The organism is Pseudomonas sp. TH31 (assembly GCF_016650815.1).
Taxonomy (GTDB): Bacteria; Pseudomonadota; Gammaproteobacteria; order Pseudomonadales; family Pseudomonadaceae; genus Aquipseudomonas.
Map to the genome: position 1 here is coordinate 54,625 of NZ_JAEKEZ010000005.1, position 21,647 is coordinate 76,271.

The 21,647-nt window shown below is 53.9% G+C and carries 19 protein-coding genes and 2 pseudogenes; 8 read left to right on the plus strand and 13 right to left on the minus strand.

Translation table 11 applies throughout. The annotated features are described in order from the left end of the window. Positions 1-619 precede the first annotated feature (619 nt). The 3 genes from tnpC to tnpA form a co-directional block, all read right to left on the minus strand. Positions 620-2,167 (minus strand): IS66 family transposase, encoded by a 1,548-nt coding sequence (gene tnpC / locus JFV26_RS01925; RefSeq protein WP_201189251.1) that lies wholly within the window; start codon positions 2,165-2,167, stop codon positions 620-622. Between the two features lie 81 nt (positions 2,168-2,248). Then, positions 2,249-2,584 carry an IS66 family insertion sequence element accessory protein TnpB gene (gene tnpB, locus JFV26_RS01930; protein ID WP_201189253.1) on the minus strand — a complete coding sequence of 112 codons (336 nt, stop codon included), beginning with the start codon at positions 2,582-2,584 and terminating at the stop codon, positions 2,249-2,251. Further along, the gene (tnpA, locus tag JFV26_RS01935; RefSeq protein WP_207203826.1) at positions 2,581-2,913 is read right to left on the minus strand and encodes an IS66-like element accessory protein TnpA; all 333 of its coding nucleotides are present in this window, start codon (positions 2,911-2,913) and stop codon (positions 2,581-2,583) included. The genes tnpB and tnpA overlap by 4 nt, the downstream gene beginning before the upstream one ends. Before the next feature lie 322 nt (positions 2,914-3,235). Between tnpA and JFV26_RS01940 the strand changes: the two genes are divergently transcribed. Both JFV26_RS01940 and JFV26_RS01945 read left to right on the plus strand, forming a co-directional pair. Further along, entirely contained in the window at positions 3,236-4,543 is a 1,308-nt protein-coding gene (locus JFV26_RS01940; protein WP_242487725.1) for a lytic murein transglycosylase, read from the plus strand. Positions 4,544-4,754: 211 nt separating this feature from the next. After that, positions 4,755-5,549 (plus strand): nitrilase-related carbon-nitrogen hydrolase, encoded by a 795-nt coding sequence (locus tag JFV26_RS01945; protein ID WP_201189261.1) that lies wholly within the window; start codon positions 4,755-4,757, stop codon positions 5,547-5,549. Between the two features lie 49 nt (positions 5,550-5,598). Here JFV26_RS01945 and JFV26_RS33255 read toward each other — a convergent pair. The 3 genes and pseudogenes from JFV26_RS33255 to JFV26_RS01955 form a co-directional block, all read right to left on the minus strand. Further along, positions 5,599-5,895, minus strand: a pseudogene (locus tag JFV26_RS33255) (hypothetical protein); the annotation flags it as partial. Between the two features lie 163 nt (positions 5,896-6,058). After that, entirely contained in the window at positions 6,059-6,550 is a 492-nt protein-coding gene (locus JFV26_RS01950) for a 3'-5' exoribonuclease (RefSeq protein WP_201189262.1), read from the minus strand. A 152-nt stretch (positions 6,551-6,702) separates the two neighbouring features. Further along, positions 6,703-7,002: a hypothetical protein gene (locus tag JFV26_RS01955; protein ID WP_201189264.1), complete on the minus strand. Its 300-nt coding sequence runs from the start codon at positions 7,000-7,002 to the stop codon at positions 6,703-6,705. Positions 7,003-7,197: 195 nt separating this feature from the next. Here JFV26_RS01955 and JFV26_RS01960 point away from each other — a divergent pair, with 195 nt between their 5' ends. Next, entirely contained in the window at positions 7,198-7,497 is a 300-nt protein-coding gene (locus tag JFV26_RS01960; protein ID WP_201189265.1) for a hypothetical protein, read from the plus strand. Positions 7,498-7,959: 462 nt separating this feature from the next. Here JFV26_RS01960 and JFV26_RS01965 read toward each other — a convergent pair whose 3' ends face one another. The 3 genes from JFV26_RS01965 to JFV26_RS01975 all read right to left on the minus strand — a co-directional run bounded on the left by JFV26_RS01965 (position 7,960) and on the right by JFV26_RS01975 (position 9,666). Beyond that, a complete protein-coding gene (locus tag JFV26_RS01965; protein WP_201189267.1) occupies positions 7,960-8,364 on the minus strand; it encodes a DUF6957 family protein in 405 nt (134 codons plus the stop codon). 67 nt (positions 8,365-8,431) lie between these two features. Continuing rightward, a complete protein-coding gene (locus JFV26_RS01970; RefSeq protein ID WP_201189269.1) occupies positions 8,432-9,160 on the minus strand; it encodes a metallophosphoesterase family protein in 729 nt (242 codons plus the stop codon). Next, the gene (locus JFV26_RS01975; protein ID WP_201189271.1) at positions 9,157-9,666 is read right to left on the minus strand and encodes a hypothetical protein; all 510 of its coding nucleotides are present in this window, start codon (positions 9,664-9,666) and stop codon (positions 9,157-9,159) included. Before JFV26_RS01975 ends, JFV26_RS01970 begins: the two co-directional genes overlap by 4 nt. 395 nt (positions 9,667-10,061) lie before the next feature. Between JFV26_RS01975 and JFV26_RS01980 the strand changes: the two genes are divergently transcribed. Further along, entirely contained in the window at positions 10,062-10,520 is a 459-nt protein-coding gene (locus JFV26_RS01980; protein ID WP_201189273.1) for a helix-turn-helix transcriptional regulator, read from the plus strand. Between the two features lie 399 nt (positions 10,521-10,919). Continuing rightward, positions 10,920-11,918, plus strand: coding sequence for a DUF4238 domain-containing protein (locus tag JFV26_RS01985; RefSeq protein ID WP_201189275.1), 999 nt, complete (start codon positions 10,920-10,922; stop codon positions 11,916-11,918). Between the two features lie 699 nt (positions 11,919-12,617). Here JFV26_RS01985 and JFV26_RS01990 read toward each other — a convergent pair. The 4 genes and pseudogenes from JFV26_RS01990 to JFV26_RS02005 all read right to left on the minus strand — a co-directional run. After that, positions 12,618-13,538, minus strand: coding sequence for a DUF808 domain-containing protein (locus tag JFV26_RS01990; RefSeq protein WP_201189277.1), 921 nt, complete (start codon positions 13,536-13,538; stop codon positions 12,618-12,620). A gap of 327 nt (positions 13,539-13,865) precedes the next feature. Next, complete coding sequence (locus JFV26_RS01995) at positions 13,866-16,496, minus strand: DEAD/DEAH box helicase (protein ID WP_201189279.1); 2,631 nt, start codon at positions 16,494-16,496, stop codon at positions 13,866-13,868. After that, positions 16,489-17,538, minus strand: a complete 1,050-nt coding sequence (locus JFV26_RS02000) for a HamA C-terminal domain-containing protein (protein WP_342215416.1) — start codon at positions 17,536-17,538, stop codon at positions 16,489-16,491. Before JFV26_RS02000 ends, JFV26_RS01995 begins: the two co-directional genes overlap by 8 nt. 304 nt (positions 17,539-17,842) lie before the next feature. Next, positions 17,843-18,166, minus strand: a pseudogene (locus JFV26_RS02005) (calcium:proton antiporter); the annotation flags it as partial. Between the two features lie 286 nt (positions 18,167-18,452). Between JFV26_RS02005 and JFV26_RS02010 the strand changes: the two are divergent. The 3 genes from JFV26_RS02010 to JFV26_RS02020 all read left to right on the plus strand — a co-directional run bounded on the left by JFV26_RS02010 (position 18,453) and on the right by JFV26_RS02020 (position 21,622). After that, the gene (locus tag JFV26_RS02010) at positions 18,453-19,535 is read left to right on the plus strand and encodes a BMP family ABC transporter substrate-binding protein (RefSeq protein WP_201189281.1); all 1,083 of its coding nucleotides are present in this window, start codon (positions 18,453-18,455) and stop codon (positions 19,533-19,535) included. Between the two features lie 85 nt (positions 19,536-19,620). After that, positions 19,621-20,586 carry a 2-oxoglutarate and iron-dependent oxygenase domain-containing protein gene (locus tag JFV26_RS02015; protein ID WP_201189283.1) on the plus strand — a complete coding sequence of 322 codons (966 nt, stop codon included), beginning with the start codon at positions 19,621-19,623 and terminating at the stop codon, positions 20,584-20,586. 82 nt (positions 20,587-20,668) lie between these two features. Then, complete coding sequence (locus JFV26_RS02020; RefSeq protein ID WP_201189284.1) at positions 20,669-21,622, plus strand: adenosine deaminase; 954 nt, start codon at positions 20,669-20,671, stop codon at positions 21,620-21,622. Positions 21,623-21,647 lie beyond the last annotated feature (25 nt).

Sequence of the window (21,647 nt, forward strand, 5' to 3'; positions counted from 1 at the left end):
GTCGAGAAATAGACGGTGTTTTTTAGGTGCGGATTAGGGCTCGCTGAGTGCTCAGTGGGTGCTTATAAGGGTTGGGTGAGTGTGGTGCGGGGCGTTCCTGGGTTTATATGGATCGGTGATGGTGCCGGTCGGGGCAGAGCGCGCACCCAAAGCACCCAAACTGCCAAGAAGGATGTTGACGGAGGGAAGCCTGCTCGGTTCCCTCCGAAAATAGCTGAGTTGTCCGAGAATTTTGCGGAACAGTTTCGTGTGTCGATCATCACGAGAGGCGACACGTTGCTGCACCTGATTGACCACTACATACGGCGAACCTTCGACAACGGGCGGAGGATGCCGCCTCAAGTTTGCAAAAGGCTATCGACCTCTTCCCCGTTGTTAGCGAAGGGCTTCGCTACCCCGTCAAGGTCACCAGGAGCGCCGGGAAATCTCTACCTTGCGCTCAGAAGCAAAGGTGGTGGCACAGACTCGTTGGCCTGGCTGATGGAAATCGAAACGGGGCAGCTATCCGCATATTGATTCCATTGATTGGCCAGGCGGGTGCAGAACAGATGCTCGATGCGCTGAATAAAGTGCAGGAGGTTTCGGATGAAAGTGCGGCCGGGCATACCGTCTTGCGCAACTAAACCGGTTGCCATCTATGCGGCAGCAGTTCGGCAATCGCACTCGCCCGCTGCGTCGGCAGGCGCGTGAGGACGTCCTTCAAATAAGCATACGGATCATGTCCGTTGAGCCGTGCCGATTGGATCAAGCTCATGATCGCGGCTGCACGTTTGCCACTGCGCAGTGACCCAGCGAACAGCCAATTTTTGCGACCTAACGCCCATGGCCGAATCTGGTTCTCGGCCCAATTATTGTCAATGGGTACGGCACCGTCATCGAGATAGCGCGACAGCGCCGTCCAACGTTTGAGGCTGTAATCCAGAGCCTTGCTAATAGCCGAGCCGTCGTGCACGAGCTGGCGCTGGGCGATCATCCAGGCATGCAAAGCGTCCATCACCGGTACGGCTTTTTCTTGCCGTATTCGGCGGCGTAAATCCGGTTCCAGGTCGCGGACTTCATGCTCTATTTCGTACAGCCGCTGGATGTACCTCAAGGCCTGCTCGGCAAGCTGGCTCTTGTTGGTGGCGTGCAGCTCGAAGAACTTGCGCCGCGCATGAGCCATGCAGCCGATCTCGGTCACGCCGAGTTCAAAGCTGGCCTTGTAGCCGCCAAAATCATCGCAGACCAGCTTGCCCTTCCAGTCTTGCAGGAAGTTGCGGGCGTGTTCTCCGGCGCGGCTAGGGCTGAAGTCGTAAACCACCGCCGCCAATTCCGAGAACTGGCTGGTGGCGTAGGCCCAGACATAGGCTCGATGGGTTTTCTTCGCACCCGGCGTGAGCATCTGCACCGGCGTTTCATCGGCGTGGATTACGCCATGTTCGAGGACAGTATTACGCAGGGCATCGACCAGCGGCTGTAACTGCACGCCACAGTTGCCGACCCATTGCGCCAGGGTCGAACGCGCGATAGCCAAACCGGCTCGACCAAAAATCGATTCCTGGCGATAGAGCGGTAGATGGTCGGCGAACTTCGCGATCATGACGTGGGCCAGCAGCCCCGCGGTCGGGATGCCTTTGTCGATGACCTGCGCCGGAACCGGTGCCTGGATCAGGGTTTCGCACTGATCGCAGACCCACTTGCCACGGATGTGCCGCTCAACGGTGAACACGCCCGGCGTGTAGTCGAGTTTCTCGCTGACATCCTCGCCGATACGCTTGAGAGCGCAGCCGCACTGGCAATGGCTGTTGTCGGGTTCGTGGTGGATCAGAGTGCGCGGAAACTGCGGCGGCAAGGCGGTGCGTTTAGGTTTTTGCCGAACCTCGGTCGAAGCGGGAGCAAGTTTCAGCGCTTCAAGTTCAGCCTCGATGGCCGCAATGTCGGTGTCGATCAGGTCATCGAGCAGGCTGGCTTGATCCGGGCTCAGTTGCTCGCTGCGCTTGGCAAACTTGAAGCGCTTGAGTTGCGCAATCTCGTGGGTCAGCTTTTCGATAACCGTTTGGTCGCGGTGGATCTTCTTACCCATTGTCTCGATTTTCTGATCGAGACTCTCGACACGCTGCATCAACTGCGCCGCCAGAGCACGCAGTTGTTCAGGGTTTAGTTGGTCGAGATTGGGCAGTGAAGTCATGCCGCCGATTTTGCCAGAGCAGGCTAAAACCGACGATAGGCTCATCGGACAATTGCACGGCCTGGGTGGCCATGGCAGGTGTTATACGATGGAAATCGCGCTGCCAGGCCCGACTCTTTGCCAAGGCAAACCCAGCACCAGGGCATGTAGCTGTTCGGCACCCAATTCTATCTGAGAGCCGTGTCGAGAACCCGGCCAGAAGAACTTGCCTTGATGCAGGCGGCGCGCTACCAGCCAGATACCCAACCCGTCGTGCACCAGCACCTTGATGCGCGTGGCGCGGCGATTGGCAAACAGATAAGCACAGTGCGGCTGCGCCGCACCGAACACTGCAACCACCCGCGCCAGCGCGGTTTCGGTGCCGGCGCGCATGTCCATCGGCTCGGTGGCGAGCCAGATGGAGTCGATGCGGATCATCGCAACAGGTCTCGCAGAAAGGTGGCGCAGGCAGCGGCGCTTTCGGTCGGCCAGTTCACTTTCACGGTGCCGCGCGGGTGTGGGATTTCGAGGCAGATAGTCGATGACGCGGCTTGCGAATTTGCTCCGGCTAACTGCAAGGGCAGCGGAATGAAAGCAGGTTGCAGCGCCATGGCTTTCTGCGTTTGCACTCGAATCCATTTATGGACGAGGTTCGCGTTGAGGCTGTGGCTCAGCGCAACGCTGGCAATCGAGGCCCCGGGCTGGGAGCACTCTTGAATGACCTGGGCCTTGAAGGATTTGGAGTAGGAACGGCGTTGTGGCTGCATGAAAGACCCGCTTAAAAGGCTAGAAATGGTGTCCACTTAAATCAGGTGGACACCATCGCCTTTGGCGTCGGGGTCAGGAAGGTGTGTTGGCCGGACGCATACGATGGCAATATGCTTTCAGTCAATTGAAATAAACGCCTCATGACACTTGGAACATGGGCCTTGGCCTTTCTGGTGACATACGCTGCAATTCATAGGAGTCAAGGACAATGAGCATCAGAAATGTCGTCGACTTCAGCGCCGCTCGCACTCGCGCCCAGCCCTATCAGTTAGGCGTGAAATGCTCAGTGGAGAGCGCCCTATAAAAAATCGTAAGGTACCTATGAAAAAGCTGGCCGTAATAACGGGTGTTGCTGCCTCAAGCTTCATTCTGCTTGTCGCCTGCGTGGGAGAACCAACCGTCGCCGACGCCCAGCTACTTCAGATAGACCCTGTCACAACCACCCCGGCCATTATTGCGCCTGTGGTACCGACCGGTGACAACCTCAACATAAATTCGACCCAGACCTTCGAGCAATGGCAGGCAGGTTTCCGTAAGGAGGCCGTTGCAGCCGGCATCAATCCGAGCCTGTTCGACCGCGCCTTTGCCGACGTCACGCCGGACATAAGCGTGGTTCGCGCCGACCGCAGCCAGCCGGAGTTCTCCCGCCCAGTGTGGGAATACCTCGACGGCGCACTGTCTGCACTACGCGTTCGCAGGGGCCAGATGCTGCTCAACCAATACGCCGACACCCTGACCGCCATCGAACAGCGTTATGGTGTCGACCGGCTGGCACTCGTAGCGTTCTGGGGCATGGAAAGCAACTTTGGCAGCTTCCAGGGCAAAAAGTCGGTGATCCGCTCACTGGCAACATTGGCCTATGAAGGTCGACGCCAGGACTTTGCGCACGCGCAATTGCTGGCGGCGCTACAAATCCTGCAGCAGGGCGATATCACACCCGAGAAGATGGTCGGTTCCTGGGCCGGCGCCATGGGCCAAACCCAATTCATCCCTACCATCTACAATACCGTTGCAGTGGACTTTGATGGCGACGGTCGCCGTGACATCTGGGGCAGTCCGGCCGATGCGTTGGCGTCAATCGCACACTACCTGCAAATTTCTGGCTGGAAAAAAGGTCAGCCGTGGGGCTTTGAAGTCGAGCTACCGAACACCTTCAACTACTCCCTGGCCGACGGCGCGATTCGTAAAAGCGTCGCCGAATGGATACAGCTGGGGGTTAAACTGCCCAATGGTGCGAACGTGCCGTCAGGTTCCGAGCAACTTTCAGCCGCGCTGCTGTTGCCGGCTGGTTATCGCGGCCCTGGCTTTCTGATCCTCGACAACTTCCGGGCAGCCGTTAAGTACAACAATTCGTCGTCCTACGCATTGGCTGCGAATCTGCTGTCGGAGCGTTTTGCGGGCAAAGGCCTGATCAGCGGCGAATGGCCCGAGGATGACGTGCCGCTTAACCGTTCCGAGCGCATGGAATTACAGACCCTGTTGAGTCGCCACAACTACGACGTGGGCAATGCCGACGGCATCATCGGCACCAACACCCGCAATGCGATCCGCGCGGCTCAGCAGTCGTTAGGCTGGCCAGCAGACGGCTACCCGACACCCAAGTTGCTGGAAGGTTTGCGTAACCGTTAAAAGCATCGCGGGCTTGCCCGCGATTACTGGCTATCAGTCATGATGTTTTATGGCCTGAAAACCACTTCCCGTTCCAGCACCACCGTCATGCCGACTGCATCCAGCGTTACTAATGCACTCATGGACAGTGTTCGGGTGGCCTACCCGACTCCAGCAAGGGTATAAGTTAAGCAAGGGCCCAGAAAACACTTCATCGTGGTTGGACGAATTCATGCTCACCGCTTTTTTGCAGTACCCCGTTTCATTTGGCGATCCAGCAGCAAATTTTAGGCAAATTCGCGATCTTGTGGACTTAGCGCGATTTGATCTCCTTGTCATGCCCGAGCTTTGCACCATCGGATATTTTCACGACTCGCGTGCGGCATTGTTTCTTCATGCTGAATCAGCGCTCGATGGGCCTACAGCGCGGTTCTTACTGCAACTATCGGCAGACAAGAATGCAACGCTAATTGCGGGTATCGCTGAGCGTGACGGCGATCACATCTACAACACAGCGATTATCGTATCGCGAGGGCGCTGGCTGGGGAAACAGCGCAAGTGCCACCTGTCACGCATAGAGAAAGCCTTCTTTACGCAGGGTGATTCATTAGCTTGTTTCGATGATGGAATCTGCCGTTTTGGCGTTCTTACCTGTTTTGACCTTTGGATGCCAGAAGCCGCTCGCCTGTTGGTGCGCCAAGGTGCACAGTTACTGTGCTGCCCAGCCAACTATGGTGGGCCTTGGACAACCCAGCTCGCGCGCGTTCGCGCAATGGAAAACGCCACTCCGCTTATCTGTGCCAATCGCACAGGCGTGGAATTGTATGCAGGTGCAGAGGCGACATTCAGAGGTGAAAGCCAGATTGTCGGGCCTATGGGAGAAGTTTGGGCATCCGCCACAGAAGAGACGTCGCTTGGGTTGTCGATAATCGACCCAGCCGCGCACGTTCTCAAGGCGAATCCAATGTGCGATGACTTGATGGAAGAGGCAAGTCGCTATGCTTTATCAGGCCCATACCCAAAATGAACAAGCTACGTTTGGCGGCAAAGACCCGGCAACCTGAAAGACTAGAAACTCAGGCCGCTACGGCGAGCTCGGCGAACACGACTCGACCATCACTGCCACGCTGGGGGGTAAAATGTGGATGCCTCCGGGAAAGACGCAGAAACTCGCGCAAGCTCGCACGCCCAATGCTCCGCTGAAACGTCGCCAGCACGTACCGGGAGTTCACAGTGGCCGTCACCGAAAATATCCCCTCGCGCTCGACCTTTAAGGAGTCAGAAGTCCTGATCAGTTGGCCATCGCCAAACCGACCGTATTGATCGTTACGCTTGTGGCCAAAAACCACACCGATGCCTGCGCGAGCCAGTATCTAGACAGAAGATTTTGAAAAGAAAAATTATGGCTGGGCAATAATTATGGCTGAGCCATAATTCGAGATAATTCAGTTCTGCCCCCCACCGATGGTGAAACTCGAATCACCTGCAGTACACCGTCCAAAGCTGATCGGCCTACGTCGTGATGCGCCTCTATGGTTACAAAGCAAGCCGGGAGGCCAAGATCTTGAAAAGCTCTGCAAGCATTTGCGCATCAAGCAATGCATGGTGTGGCGGATCAGACAGCTCTAACCCTTCAAGAGCTTCCTCATTCACCTGATTGAAAAGGCTTGTAAGGTCGGTCGGTTGATTCACAACCTGGACTGGCCAGGGTTGATAATCTGTACAAACGAGATCACAGAAAAACCTCCAATCCCAATGTGGCGCGTCTGAACAGACCTCAAGTTCCTCGACGAAGCTCTCTAGAAACCTTCGAAGATAGGCCTGGGCTTCGCTTAGTGACTGACCACATCGCGCATGATCAAGCTGTGGCAAAACGTTCTGGATGACGAAGTCACTGCAGTCCTCAACTGCATAGGTATCCGTCAATTCAACGTAAAACTCTTCGCCTGACGCCGTTACCAGCGCTAGTGATATGAGCTTCGAGTCCTGATTGAGCTGTGTAAATTCGCAATCTAGGAATATCTTCAACTCCCTGTCCTTTTCAACGATTGTTAGCGTGGCGTCTCATTGGAGCCCGCGTTCGTCCAACGATTTACAGTGCGATGGATTTTCGAGGAGCGTAACTACCAGGTCGGCCGAGTAAGATGAGGCGCTGCATTTTTGATTGGACGTGGGGTATTTCAGTCGTCTCCCCAAGGATCGAATTTGTCCCCATACCTAGCGCTTAAGGCACGATTGCGCGCGATCCGCCTGATCCACGGATCGTAGTCCTCGGGCAATGCGGCGAGCTTAGCGCTGATGATCATTTGCACCGCTTCGTCGCGCAGTAACCTGCTGGTCAGCTCGCGGTATTCGCCACGCGTAACCACACCATAAATGGCGTGATTGTCTTTTACATAGAGGTCGGTCATTCCCACGCGCATATGGCCATATTTTTCTACGTCATCGGCGTAGATGTCCTCTAGGCTGAGGTATCCCATATCGAACTCCAGGCTAAGAATGTACTCGCTGAATAGCACTGCATGTACGCTCCGCAATGTTCAAATCCACCGATAGAGCGCACCATCATTGAAGTCGTCCCTTCGCGCCAGCGCCTACAAAAGCCAGCCAACAGCAGGCGGTTAAGCGTGCGCATGGTAGGTTAGACAGAGACGTAACTGTTGTGAGAATTCGCTTTGAACACACCAAACGCACATGCAGATTTCAATACCTTGATCAACGCACCGAAATTTTCCGACGACCCTTTTGGTCACCGCCAGAAACAGCGGTGGCAGCTCATCGCTGAAGACATCTACAAAAGCACATCCATCGATATATTGCTCGAAGCAAGAGGCAAAGCCGAAGGCTACATCCACGGTCTTGTAGACGCTGGGCATTTGTCGACGAGAGACACCGACCGCGACTATCTCATTTTGAGCATCGTCCAACGACGGCGTGAGTTTTTGCAAAAACTGCTGAACGAGTACGGCTACTGAACCGAGGTTTATGCCGAACCGTACCTCTAGTAAAAAGGTATTTTCTCACCATCGTTTCAAAGGCGGTCGGCGGAATCGAGTAGCTTGAGAAAGCTTGCTCTGCCGAGGTCTCGCCTGAAGCTAGCGATGACGTAGTTACCGTCTTGGGTTTCGAGCATCCAAAACCGCCCTTCTTTCCTCGCTGACTGAATTTTACCTGTCCGGAGAATAGAACCATCCGCCCTATGGTGCGTATCGTCACGCTCAGAGTGGTCGAAGGAAACGCCCAGGCATGTGTCATCCGCGATGAGAGCGTCGCTAATGAAAGCAGTGACTGGCACCGTGTATTTTCGAAGGCTTGCTCGCACCAAGCGACTCATCTGAAAGTCGCTTAAATCTTTACTGTGGAACTCCAACTCAGTTACTTCAGGCATCAAACCCAAGCTCCAAAACGATTCTGTCTAAAGTGTCTGCGAGCTTCGCTCACCCTGCTTTCATCGAAAAAGCAGTACCAATGCTGGCCTCTTTCCTCAGTCCTGGCCCGAGGAGGAGATAGACCGTACCTTTGGTTTCAAACATGCAGCCTTCAGCGAAGGATTTTCCGAAATTGCTGCGTACCCACATGCCGGGCTGAAATCGATTTCGACTATCAAAAACGACTTCATGCGCGAACAAAGTCGCGGGCAGTAGACCTAGCCCAATGACCTTTTCTCTCTCAACGGGATTAACCGTTAGGTCGATATAAATCCACTGTTTTACTACACAGAACGCTTTGCCGGGGAAGGTCTCTGCTGCCAAAGAGATTAGGTCTTCTTGTGAGCCTTCCCAGCCGGCAACCTCTTCCCCGGAGCCGTAAAAAAGTTGCGAGACTTCATCTAACGTCACCATCGAAAATACTCCTTCTCGTTGAACGCGGGCAGTCAAGCGAGCGTGGCCACTGACCTATCACTAGCAATCAAAGATCAATCAACAAATCAGGATCAAAGCCAGTGCTCTGCCCTGGATAACCTCTTGGGTTGGAGACCACGCGGCACCCACTTTGGGTAAATCTGGCTGCTATGTGGGTGTGCCCGTAGACCCACAGATCGGACTTGCCCACGAGCTCCGGCCAGTCATTGGCATAAGCAGAGATCAAGTGCGCGGGAAGATCATCACCGACGTGATCTAACATCGGCGCATGGTGCGTAACTACGACGGTTTTGCCATCGAACGGCTTGTCCAGCTCCTGTGTGAGCCAGGCATATGCTGCTTTGGATTTAGCGATCACGTCATCGGGACGGAGGCGCCGGTATCTCTCATCTGTTCTGATGACGGTGAAGTCGTTCATACAATCCCAGGCGACTCGTTTCGCGGCAGTAACGTCTCCAGTCGAGGAGTAATCTGTCCAGGCTGTAGTGACCAGAAACCTAGTTTGATTCAGGATCAAGACTTCGTTTTCGAGGACGTGAACATGTGCAGCTGCGGCATCCTTCATTTTTCGAAGCGTGTGCTCGATGTGGCCACCGTAGTACTCATGATTTCCGCAGACGTAGATCACCGGGCACTGGAAGACTTCGTTAGCCCACTTCACCCCGCGTGATTTGATATCAATGTCGCCGGCGAGGATGACTACGTCAGCGTCGCTTAGCGTGGGATCGAACCGAGCGAACTCGAGGTGTAGATCTGAATAGATTTGAAGCTTCATGGATTAACCTGCTGCCGTTGTAGTGGCAGGGCGATTCGGGTCTGATAGTTGGTGCAATGGAAATGCTTCCCGGCGGCAGTCATGGCGTCGTAGATCGTTCGAATATTTCTGAGCAAGCCTGCGTCGATCTCGCCGGGCGAGCTGCTGTAAATTGCTCCGCTATCGACTTTATGAAGCAGTATGCACTCACCGTTTCTGTCATAGCCGACGATCACACTGATCAACTTTTCCATCCGCTCTAAAGAACTCCCGTTGATGCAAGCAGGAGTAACAACCTGAACCGCCTCAATCGTGTGATCTGGGCTCCGCTGAGAGAGTAGGTGGGCCAGCATAGAAGGGTCTGTTGGCATCAATTTTTTGAACCGAGCCCTTGCTCCTTCACAAATGCGAAAGCGAACGTGATACCAGGGATCCTCGGAGTCTCGCTCGATCATCCGCCAAGCCGTGCGGCCAGGCCCAGGGAAGCCCGGTAAGCCGACCATACAAGACTCATCTGAAATAAACATGACGCGGATTTCCTCGTTGTGCGGTGCTGCTGTTCGAAATGCGGTGGGGCGATTAAAGAAGTATTCACACGAAAGCTCATGTGCCTTCTCCTACTTGTCGCTTCTCAGCCTAAGCAGCTTCAATTTCAGCCACCTATGCTCCCCCACGCGCTGACAATTTATGGCTATTGTTCAGTATGAAAATGCCACCTCATGTACCGACACTTCGGGGCGTACCCAAGTGGTTGCGCTCCGGCCTCGTGGCTACTGATGAGTCTCCGACGTGGCCTGAACTGACTGTATGAGGCTGATTAAATCGCAGGCCGTCCAGGTCAAATCCCATAAATATAAATATATAGATTTGAATGGGATTGCGCAAACGCGGCATACCGTCCTGCTTTGGGAGGGGAGTCAGGATGTTGCTTCGCCAAGCGTATGCGGCAGTGCTACAAATGTTGAGAGCTCGACTGGGCCTCTCACAGCACGACATCGCGTTGAATGTCACACAATCGCATGTGAGCCAGCTCGAAGCTGTAAAAACGTCGGCTACTCTGGAAGTCAGCCAAGAGCTCGCACAAGCTCTACATCTGCATCCTGTATCTTTGCTAGCGCTTGTGTACGCAGCAAAAGACCAACGACCAGCTCGTGAAATTCTGCGCTTAGCTCTAGAAGAGTTGGACGCTAATGATCTGCTGGATATCGCCCTCCCTATTCAGCCCGAAAAACTGTCTTATCCTCAGTCAGTGGCAGCGCAGAAAAAATGGGAAGCTGTCCAGAAGCTAAAAAAAGAAGGGCACAGTCAAGCTGAGGTTGTGCAGATCTTGGGGATGCCGAAATCAACAGTCGGACGTCTTTGGCACTTGAAAATCTCGTAGACGCAAATGTCTTTCTGTGCTCAATGAAAGCTAGGGGGTAACATTCACATAGTCCCTTCGTTCTTTGGTCGCCTACGCACCGATTCGTAGTGCTTCATGCCTTTGGAGATCCCTCGCAAGCGAGGCAAGCTCCCGAAGTCGAGCATCTCAACCATTCAGACTTTGTCGAAGAAGTCCTGGGTGCTCTACGGGTCGCAAGATCTGCAATCCGGATGCTGGCACTGGCAATTTCTCAGCACGAAGAAATCCTGAGAAAGTAAACGGATGGCATTATCGGAACCCTGATCGTTCATGATCACCACTGGATTCGTGGTGAGGATGAGGAGTTCTGACTAAATATACTCGAGCAGAAGAGAGATTCAATTCGGGTCGTGTTGTTTATTGATATCCAGTAGAGGAGTGAATTCTATCCAGCAAAAAAAACGTCACCACTTTGTCCCCAAAGCATATCTAAAAGCGTTCGCGAATAAGGATGGCCAGGTTCTCGTTTACCGTAAGGACAACCCCGGACGTGCGCTCCCCGCCAACCCCGATACAACGCAGTTTGAGCGCTATTACTATTCGCAACCGCTACCCGAGGGCGGTCAGGACAATAACACCCTAGAGGACATTTTTTGCGAAGTAGAGTCCGCATGGCCAGCTCTCGTTGAGAGGCTGGCTCGGAAAGAATCCATAAATGATGAAATTGATCACTTCATCCAATTTGTGGCGCTACAACGAGCCCGTGTGCCTGCGGCGAGAGATGCGTTTGAGGCCGCATTGGGGGCAACCGTTAAGGAAACTATGAAAGCGCTAGCGAGAAATGGAAAACTCCCTGCGCCGCCCCCAGGTTTTGAAGAAATCCTCGACAAGATCGACGTGTCCATAGACCCTCATCAAAGTATTCACGCGATGCCTGGCCTCATCAACAAAATTGGCGAGCTTTTCGATACGGTTGGCCTAGCCATTATTCACAACATGTCAGACATGCCGTTTCTGACAAGCGACAATCCAGTCGCTTGGTACGACCCGTCGATCCCAATCGAAAGTCAGAATCCCTATGCCATTTCCCCCGATGGGCCGATAGCGATCCAGTTTCCTATAAGCCCCCAGATGATGTTGTTTGGAGCTAAGGAATACCGAGAGCGCTACTGCGCAGAAGGGCTCTTGCATGGCGAGATACCGGACGTTGAATGGGTACGTTCTGTAAACACCCAGACCTGTCGCTTCGGCTATGGCGCTGTAATTGCCCAACAACCAGGACAGGAAGAAATGATCCTGGCGCATAGTGCGCTGTCGCCGGTGTTCGACCACTCATCACTGGAACTTGGCGCCAAGACACTCTCAATGGGTCGGTTCGTTTTCGGTGCGCGAGTAGCGAAGCTAAAGTGGATACCTCACAAAGATGGATCCGCCTGAACTCGTGCCCTGTCCGTAACCAGTCGGAATTTCTGTCAATGTCTACCACCGCATTGTCACCGAGATTTGGTCGCGGGCATTTGCCGGAGCCTGGTGCTGAACGTACATCAGCTGCGGGTGCAACTGAGGCTCGGCTCTCGGCAGGTTGCTCGGCTGCGGGAGCCACGTGACGATGTAACCACTCACAATCCCTACGGCCAGGTTCAGCAGCGTTTTTTTCAGATCTTTTTAGTCATCAGTTGCCCACCTCCTTTTTCGAGGGCAACAGTCGGTATAACGGCAGTTTTTTCCCCGACCAGGTTGTTCGCTATTTTTTTCGCTTCGTCATCGCGGCCTCGCTCGCAGTGTGATCTCTTGATCGCGCAGTCACGACCAATTGCAGGCGCTATTTTCACCAGCGTTTAGCTGTGTCATCGGGAGGGTTTGCATGGTTTTCGCAAATCCTGAAAACCGAATCTGCCAAGTCAGGAAAACGTGAACCGCTAGAGCTAGATGTCCGCTAGGGGAGCTAGCATGGAGTCGGCGTTAACTGATCATGTGTTGGTCGGCAAGGTAAGAAACCGCCCACGACGCTCTAAGGGTGGTTAATGCGCTAATTACGGAACATTATAGCGAGCGCTTTTAAGGCTCAGCTGCGTCCACCCCTCGGATTTCTGAGGAAGGTGAGCAGGGAGGGAGCGCCTGCTCAGCTCCGGCAGACTACGTTGAGGCTTTACCAGAGATGGTGGTGATGCCTTTGACGATAAGTACCGCAACCATGCCTACGAACGCGCCTACTAGGCAGTGGATACCTAGAGTTGCGACGGTTTCCCACGCACCTACCTCTTCGACTAGTCTCTCAGCAAAATGCTGCATCGGCTCAATGCCTTCTGTGATAAACGCTCCACCGACCAAAAACATTGCGACAGTCCCTATCCAGGACAGTGCTTTCATAAGCTTCGGTGCAGCTGACAGCAGCCATCCTCCGACAGTTCTCACCACAGAACCCCATGTACCGGTAGCTTTAGATTTCTGGAGGATAAGGCCTGCATCATCCAGACGTACGATCCCCGCGACCAAGCCGTAAACGCCCACCGTCATGACCACAGCAATCAACGCTAACGTCAAAACCTGCTGGAGCATTGGTGCATCAGTAACGATATTCAGGGTGATGACGATGATCTCGGCGCTCAGAATGAAGTCCGTTCTTACAGCACCAGCAATCTTCCGCTTTTCATAAGCTGCAAGCTCATCAGGTGTCTTAGGCTTCGTTTTCTTCGGTTGCCCTGTGCCGTCGTCTCGACTAGCCGTGAGCTTGTCCTTGATGGCCTCAAATCCCTCATAACAGAGATAAGCTCCCCCTATCATGAGCAGCCAGTGAACCGCCGCAGGCAGCAGTGCGTTCAACACCAACGCACAAGGCACCAGGATTGCTTTGTTTCTCAACGACCCCTTGAATACAGCCCATACCACCGGTAGCTCTCGGTCTGCTTTCATGCCAGTAACCTGCTCAGCATTCACAGCAAGGTCGTCGCTCAAGACACTAGCCGATTTCTTTGCAGCGACTTTGCTCATGAGCGAGATGTCGTCTAGCAGTGTGGCGATGTCGTCCAGAAGTGCGAAGAGGCTACTGCCTGCCATATGAAAATCCTTGAATAAAACACGAGCTACCAACTGAACAACCGCCCCCAGTAAGCTAGGTCGAGCTTGAAGGACGGCTGCAATCGAGGTGAGTGTGTAAATGAGCGCAAGTGGCCCAGATGGCACAGGTACTAGACCATATGCTCGGATCACCGTTCCGCATGGCACTTGAGGCCATAGATGGCTTGGATCAGGAGGTACCGCGAAGTGCTGCTAACCTTTCAGAGACGAAGCAGGCTAACGATAAAACCCAAGCGTCCGTAACAAGGGTTCGCCCTTCTAGATGAGCTCTCACCCAGTACGCGAATGAGAGCCCAGCTAGGGCGATTACTCTGTGACGACCAAGGTGTCAGATATCGTGGCGCGAACCTTAGCTATCTCATCGATAATTACTTGGCTCAACGAAAACGGCGTGTGATCGAAATCGATTATCAGCTTCCGAGCCGAAGCCACGTCGAGGTCGCTATCAGGGACTAAGCGCTGAAGCTCAGCAGCCGCGATGCGGGATAGCCCAAGCTCAAGAAACGCTCGTCCTGTCACGGTGCTGACACCCAACTCCAGCGCTAACGAGAAATCAAAAATCTCTGGCACTCTATGGCTCATACCATTCTCAACCATCACATAAGTCAGAATGTCGATGTAGGCTTTACCCATCTGCACCAATTGAAAACGGATGACGTCTTCTATGATATCGAAAGTATCCTTAATAACCTTACTGGGATTAAGGTCAGCGACTTTTCTCACCTTGTAACCCTCAATTGTCCGGGCATACATACCTTCAATATCTCGCTTTTTCTGAATCTGACCCTGCTTAGAACTTATTTCATACTTTAAGATAACTGGATAAGGCTTACCCTCCATCCATCGAACTGCAATTCTTGCTACATACCCGCCAAAGTTTCCCCCATAACCTTTTATGTATTTAAACATAACATTAAATATATCGCGGTAATGCCCGATGGACTTCCGGGCGAGATCTGAAGGGTTTCGCGGGATCAACAGTTCCAGAGTTCCATCGTCCAGGCTCGCACGCAAGAAAACCTTCAGTCTATCGAGGGAAAAAAGGTCTAAAGTCCAGTTAGCTTTAAGAACGTTAAGCGGGAGATCCAAACTCTCTGATGCTTGTTGAGAGGCAATACAAAGCAACCGTGAGTCGTTAACGTTCAATTCAGGGGCAACGCGTTCAAGGAAGCTCTGAACGTTACCTTGTCGTGCCTTGGTGATGAGCATGCCAGCAGACGCGAAAGCATTTCTACTTGCTTCATCACGAGGTTTACCAGCAGGCGCCTCCCCTCCCAGCACCTTGAGAACTTCACTAGCGTGATGGGTGATAGCCTCACCCAAAGCGGATTTAATGGTGAACTTCGTAAACTTATCCATGGGCTGCTGGCTCCACGAATCGTAGTCAACAAGAAACACATTCCCAACGATATCCTTAGTCATACGGCCTGCTCGGCCAGCAAAATTCCAAAGCAGAGCAGGATCTAGAAGCTGTTTATCACCCCTCCCACGGGCGGGAGTATCGATGAAGACATTTCTAGCTGGCAGATTGATGCCTTGGAACAGAGTAGTGGTGCAGACTAAGAATTTGATCGAGCCATTACGAAATGCGTTTTCGATAGCCTCTCGGAGCAACGACGGCATTTGTCCGTAATGGAATGCCACCCCCTTCTCCACCATGTGTATCAGGTGATACTCCGGATGAATGTGTTCTTTGATGAATGCTACTAAGTCTTTAGTCTTACCAAGGGCACCTGGATCTGTAACCCCTATCGCTATCGAACCGGCGAGTTTTGCTGCTTCTGTAGGCGTCTTGGCATATACCAAAGAACCGCCACTACTACCTAGTTCAAGCGCTACGGCTGCCAAACGGCTATCTGGCGACGACATACCAGTGCTACAGTTCATAGAACCAATGGGAGTCGTGCTGAGAGAGGAAAGTAGTTTGAAATCTAATTGACGCGGCCCAACGCCCTTAGTCACGACAATCCTATTCTGAAGAACAGGTGAGACGGTGGTGGTGATTTCCGAAATTTCCGGCAGACCCAGGCTTTCGAGAGCTTTTTTGAACCCTTCCGCACCAGGTGCAAGCATAACTACATGAGTACGCTCATCGCGCACCACGCACTGTTCAATGCAATCCTGGAGGATCATTCCCCGCGTACCGTCAGAAAGATTTTGAGCCTCATCTACGACCACTAGATCAATTTTAGCGGCGGTTGTAGAAAGAAGTACCTGGAAACGCTCCTGCGTCAGGACAAAGACCTGCCGAGGTACCTGTTCAAATGTCGGGATATCCGTAACACGAATTTCTATATCACTTGCGAGCCGAGCCTTTATCCTCATATGAACTTCAGAAAGCAGGGCTCGAGTAGGTGCTATGTATACAAATGTAAAACTACTGGAGGAAACCGCACGACGGCATAGGTGCTCAATCACCAAGAAAGATTTCCCTGCTGAGGTAGGAGCAGATATCGCAAGTGATGACCCACCCTCCAGAGAGTCCCATACTTCTTTTTGATAATCCGTTAGAGCTATTTGTTCTCCATGAACACGGATAGTGTTGAGATGCTCGACCACGCGCCTTTGAATCAAGCCAACCAAGCTATTCAGTTTTGATTTGAAGTTCAGTTCGGCATATCGGAGGCCGGGAAAATTTCCGAGCTCTGTCAACACTGCTGAACACCGATCCAAAATACTTTGTTCCTGATTAACTAGCATTGCATTGAATGCGATGGCTTGAGCCATTCCTACATGAGCCTCGATATTCGACTGAGCGAAAACAGATGCGCAGTAAAGTAACTTACCGAGAGCTTCGACATCAGGATCAGCCTCAGATCGCTCGATGCCCTTTGGCAAAGTATTCGCTGCACCTGCAGACTGGAGAGTTCCTAGAGTCTTCCTGAATTCGGCGTTTTCGATGATGCGCGCCGACAACTCAGACGCAAAGCTACTCATTTTGATCATCCCCATCGGTCAATGGAGCTGTTAATGCCGTGTCAGATAGTGCTGGTGCAATCCCCAATGACTCGTAAAACTGCTCCCTCAACTCATCGACATCAGGTACCGCCACCAGATACAACATACATTTGTTGGGATCAACTCCGTGCCTTGCCAGTTGGTTACTCACATTTTCATGATGACGACTATGGTCTTTGACGTACAATTCACCGAAGTGAGTCTCGTGCTTATCGAGTACGGTATCATCAACTGAAACTTTGTTGCCAAAATGCTTAGTTTCCGAATAACAAATCACACCAACAGATCGCTCTCTCCTTGGTGAGTTAGGCTTATTAAAAACATCAAGGTAATCCATCAGCAGTTCTTTTTCTGCTGGGTCAAGCGCGTCCAGGTTGCCTAGGTCTCGAACCAATCCATATTCCTGCATGTACTGTTTTTTATTGCTTCCGAATCCTGCGATAGACTCTGCGTAATCAGCAGTGCCGCTTGCGGCTGAGCCGGCCAGCTTCGACTCAAGAAAAAAGACGTTTAGCACCCCGTCTTTCACAGAGGCATGAATTCCATCGAGCCCGTGGACTGGCATATTAGTGGAAGTTTTCAGGGACATCTTGGCTACTAGCTGGGCAGCGCCCAGGTGATGTATCGCCACGCAATAAGCAAGAACCTCACCGACCTCACTTGCTCGAGACGGAAACTCCTTGCGGAACTCGATGAACGCACTCCTCACAGCTTTATGAATCTGAGAAGTGAGCGATAGATCACCATTTTTCCCAGAGTTCAGCTGCGTCATGTAAGCATCACGACGCCGCCGGCTAAGCGCGTAATTAACCGCTTGGCTGCTTAGGAAGTCAGCCAAGGAGATGGTGTTAGGAATGTCCTCTTGGAAACGTACATGCAGCAAAGCGAGCTTGGGTGGTGAGCCTGGTAACTGGACGGAAAAGTCCAAAGCGCATTTGACGAAGTCGTCTAGCGGAGACTGATTCAACAGCTTGTCTATGACCTCACTCAGTGAGGGCACAGTTGCTAATGGTGAGGACACGGTTCCATTCCCTGGGTAAAGCCCAACACGACCGGCAGCACTAAATCTACGTGAGCACGGGACTTCTGCGATATGGCGATAATGACGGGAATATAAGCAGATTGCCATCACCCAACAATTGGTGGGGCTTCCGGGGTATGCCATAGATCGAGGTGTGTCAGGAAGGCCAAGGCAAAAGCACTCCCAATCAAATATACATCTTAAGCTTCCACATCAGGAGCAGGAGCAGGAGCAGGAGCAGGAGCAGGAGCAGGAGCAGGTCAAAGCCTAAGGGCTTTGACACCAAAGAGGTGTCTGTCTAGAAAATCACCGCCGAGTAGATCGTGTCGCGCACCAGGGTCGGCGAGGCTTCGTTGCTCATCATGATCGCCAGGATCACCACTTCCACCAACACCGCAGCGAGGGTCAGGATCATCGTGCCGTAAGGATCGCCGACTTTTTCGGCGAGCAATTCGGCGTGATGAGCCACGCGCATCGAAGCGACAACGATGAAAGCGATCAGCACCAGCCCGGCGGCGAGCGCGACGGGTTGGCCGCTGTGCAGCATCCACGGCTCGAGCGGGTACGCAACGACGGCGGCGAGAACGGCCAGCAGCAGAAACTTTTCTTGCTTGAGGAGTGTGAGCATTGCGGGCCTTTTGCACAGTGGAGCAAAAACAGGGTGATGAGCTACTGACTGCGGGGCGGCGCTAACGTTTCGTTACACCTTAGCGCACCAGTGGATGGCGTGAGTCCGGTCAGTTGCACTGGGTTGGTTCTGGAATCGAAAAGATCGCAGCCTTCGGCAGGTCCTACAGAGGTACGCAAACTCATGTAGGAGCTGCCAAAGGCTGCGATTTTTTGATTTTGTTGTCCTGTTGGTCAGCAATTTGCATTGACCTCGCCAACCTCAAAACAAAATGGAGTTCGAGTTCATGCATAAACGTCCGCTGAAGAAGCTGTTGTGCGTCGTTGCGGCAACTATCGGTCTGAGCGCCAGCCTGATCGCCAGTGCCGCCGACCCGCTGAAAGTCGGCTTCGTCTATATCGGCCCGATCGGTGACCACGGCTGGACGTATCAACATGAACAGGGGCGCAAGGCACTCGCCGATAAATTCGGCGCGCAGATCACCACCCACTACGTGGAGAACGTCGCCGAAGGTGCCGACGCCGAGCGGGTGATCCGCAACATGGCCAAGGACAACTACGACCTGATCTTCACCACCTCCTTCGGCTACATGAACCCGACCCTGAAAGTCGCCAGGCAATTCCCCAAGGTGACTTTCGAACATGCCACCGGCTACAAACAGGACAAGAACCTCGGCACCTACCTGGCGCGCACGTATGAAGGTCGCTACGTCGGCGGTTTCCTCGCGGCGAAGATGACCAGGACCAGGAAGATCGGCTACGTCGCCTCGTTCCCGATCCCGGAAGTGATCCGCGACATCAACGCCATTCAACTGGCCATGAACAAGTACAACCCCGGCACCGAGATCAAGGTTGTGTGGGTCAACTCGTGGTTCGATCCGGGCAAAGAGGCCGACGCAGCCAATGCACTGATCGACCAGGGCGTGGACGTGGTATTCCAGCACACCGACAGCCCGGCGCCGATCCAGGCCGCAGAACGGCGCGGCGTATATGCCGTGGGCTACGCCTCGGACATGGCGCACTTCGGGCCCAAAGCGGTGCTGACCTCGATCGTCAACAACTGGGGCCCGCATTACATTCAGGCGACCCAGAGCGTGCTCGATCACAACTGGAAGTCCCAGGATTACTGGGGCGGGTTGAAGGAAGGCACGGTTGAACTGCCGATCAGCGACCTGGTGCCGGCGCCGGTGAAAGCCGAAGCCGAGCAGATCATTGCCGACATCAAGAGCGGTGCGCTGCACCCGTTCACCGGGCCGATCAAGGATCAGGCAGGCACTGTAAAAATCCCGGCGGGGGCGACGGCCAGCAATGCGGAGCTGGCGTCGATGAACTACTACGTTGAAGGCATGAAGGCTGATATTCCGAAGTAAATATCGTCACTTCGGCAGCTCCTGTAGGAGCTGCCGAAGGCTGCGATCTTTTGGCCACACCACAAAACTTCGCCTGGAACAGCACATGAACCCACTCCCCCTCATCGACATCGCCCCGCTCTACAGCGACGACGCCCACGCCTGGCAATCCGTTGCCACGCAAATCGACAGTGCCTGCCGCGACTGGGGCTTTTTCTATATCAAGGGTCATCCCATCAGCGCCGCCCGCATCGATGCCGTGCTTGACTACGCCCACCGTTTCTTCGCCCTGCCCGCCGCCGAAAAGCTCAGGATCGACATCACCCAGACCCAACACCATCGCGGCTACGGAGCCATCGCCACCGAGCAGCTGGACCCGAGCAAACCCAGCGACCTGAAAGAAACCTTCGACATGGGCCTGCACTTGCCGGCCGATCATTCTGAAGTGCTGGCGGAAAAACCGCTGCGTGGCCCCAACCGCCATCCATCGATGCCGGGCTGGGAAGCGCTGATGGAGCAGCATTACGTCGACATGCAGGCCCTCGCTCAAACCCTGCTGCGGGCCATGACCCTGGCGCTGGGCATCGAGCGCGATTTCTTCGACAGTCGCTTCAACCAACCGGTCAGCGTACTGCGGATGATTCACTACCCGCCACGCCACACCGCCAGTTCCGCAGAGCAACAAGGCGCCGGTGCCCACACCGATTACGGCTGCATCACGCTGCTGTATCAAGACGCGGCCGGAGGCCTGCAAGTGCGCAACGTCAAAGGCGAATGGATCGATGCGCCGCCCATCGAAGGCACGTTCGTGGTCAACCTCGGCGACATGATGGCGCGCTGGAGCAACGACCGTTACCTGTCGACACCGCACCGAGTGATCAGCCCGTTGGGGGTGGACCGCTACTCGATGCCGTTCTTTGCCGAGCCACACCCGGACACCGTCATTGAATGTTTTCCCGGTTGCCACGCCGAGCTGCATCCGGCGAAGTACGCAGCCACCACTTGTGCGAATTTCCTGCTGTCGCGTTTCGCCGACACCTACGCCTACCGTCGGGAACAGGAAGCGGAGTGAAGTTCCGATTCATCAGGTTTTAGCCATGCTTGTAGGAGGATTCTGTAGGATATAGTCATTGCACCTTGATGAGATTTCAAACATGTACGACTGGCTGAACGCCCTGCCCAAGGCTGAACTGCACCTGCACCTCGAGGGTTCGCTGGAGCCTGAGCTGCTGTTCGCCCTGGCTGAACGCAACAAGATCGCCCTGCCGTGGGACGACGTCGACACCCTGCGCAAGGCCTACGCCTTCAATAACCTGCAAGAGTTTCTCGACCTGTACTACCAGGGCGCCGACGTGTTGCGTACCTCTCAGGATTTCTACGACCTGACCTGGGCTTACCTGTTGCGTTGCAAGGCGCAGAACGTGATTCACACCGAACCGTTCTTCGATCCGCAGACCCACACCGACCGTGGCGTGCCATTCGAAGTGGTGCTCAACGGTATCGCTGCCGCGCTTAAAGATGGCGAGCAGCAACTGGGCATCACCAGCGGTTTGATCCTGAGTTTCCTGCGTCACTTGAGCGAAGAACAAGCACAGAAAACCCTCGACCAGGCGCTGCCATTTCGCGATGCGTTCGTGGCTGTCGGCCTGGACAGTTCAGAGATGGGTCACCCGCCGAGCAAGTTCCAGCGCGTGTTTGATCGTGCCCGTCACGAAGGCTTCCTGACCGTCGCCCACGCCGGTGAAGAAGGTCCGCCGGAATACATCTGGGAAGCCATCGATCTGCTGAAAATCCAGCGCATCGACCATGGTGTGCGCGCCATCGAAGACGAGCGTCTGATGCAGCGGATCATCGACGAGCAAATCCCGTTGACCGTGTGCCCGCTGTCCAATACCAAGCTCTGCGTGTTCGATCACATGTCCCAGCACAACATTCTCGACATGCTCGAACGTGGGGTGAAAGTCACCGTGAACTCCGATGACCCGGCGTACTTCGGTGGTTATGTCACCGAGAACTTCCATGCGCTGTACACCGATTTGGGCATGACCCAGGATCAAGCGAAGCGTTTGGCGCAGAACAGCCTGGATGCACGGTTGGTAAAACCTTAAAAGCAAAAGATCGCAGCCTTCGGCA

Coding starts and splice junctions, on each gene's coding strand:
- tnpC (WP_201189251.1), bottom strand. CDS start 2,167: ATGACTTCACTGCCCAATCTCGACCAACTAAACCCTGAACAACTGCGT.
- tnpB (WP_201189253.1), bottom strand. CDS start 2,584: ATGATCCGCATCGACTCCATCTGGCTCGCCACCGAGCCGATGGACATG.
- tnpA (WP_207203826.1), bottom strand. CDS start 2,913: ATGCAGCCACAACGCCGTTCCTACTCCAAATCCTTCAAGGCCCAGGTC.
- JFV26_RS01940 (WP_242487725.1), top strand. CDS start 3,236: ATGAAAAAGCTGGCCGTAATAACGGGTGTTGCTGCCTCAAGCTTCATT.
- JFV26_RS01945 (WP_201189261.1), top strand. CDS start 4,755: ATGCTCACCGCTTTTTTGCAGTACCCCGTTTCATTTGGCGATCCAGCA.
- JFV26_RS01955 (WP_201189264.1), bottom strand. CDS start 7,002: ATGGGATACCTCAGCCTAGAGGACATCTACGCCGATGACGTAGAAAAA.
- JFV26_RS01965 (WP_201189267.1), bottom strand. CDS start 8,364: ATGGTGACGTTAGATGAAGTCTCGCAACTTTTTTACGGCTCCGGGGAA.
- JFV26_RS01970 (WP_201189269.1), bottom strand. CDS start 9,160: ATGAAGCTTCAAATCTATTCAGATCTACACCTCGAGTTCGCTCGGTTC.
- JFV26_RS01975 (WP_201189271.1), bottom strand. CDS start 9,666: ATGTTTATTTCAGATGAGTCTTGTATGGTCGGCTTACCGGGCTTCCCT.
- JFV26_RS01980 (WP_201189273.1), top strand. CDS start 10,062: ATGTTGCTTCGCCAAGCGTATGCGGCAGTGCTACAAATGTTGAGAGCT.
- JFV26_RS01990 (WP_201189277.1), bottom strand. CDS start 13,538: ATGGCAGGCAGTAGCCTCTTCGCACTTCTGGACGACATCGCCACACTG.
- JFV26_RS01995 (WP_201189279.1), bottom strand. CDS start 16,496: ATGAGTAGCTTTGCGTCTGAGTTGTCGGCGCGCATCATCGAAAACGCC.
- JFV26_RS02010 (WP_201189281.1), top strand. CDS start 18,453: ATGCATAAACGTCCGCTGAAGAAGCTGTTGTGCGTCGTTGCGGCAACT.
- JFV26_RS02015 (WP_201189283.1), top strand. CDS start 19,621: ATGAACCCACTCCCCCTCATCGACATCGCCCCGCTCTACAGCGACGAC.
- JFV26_RS02020 (WP_201189284.1), top strand. CDS start 20,669: ATGTACGACTGGCTGAACGCCCTGCCCAAGGCTGAACTGCACCTGCAC.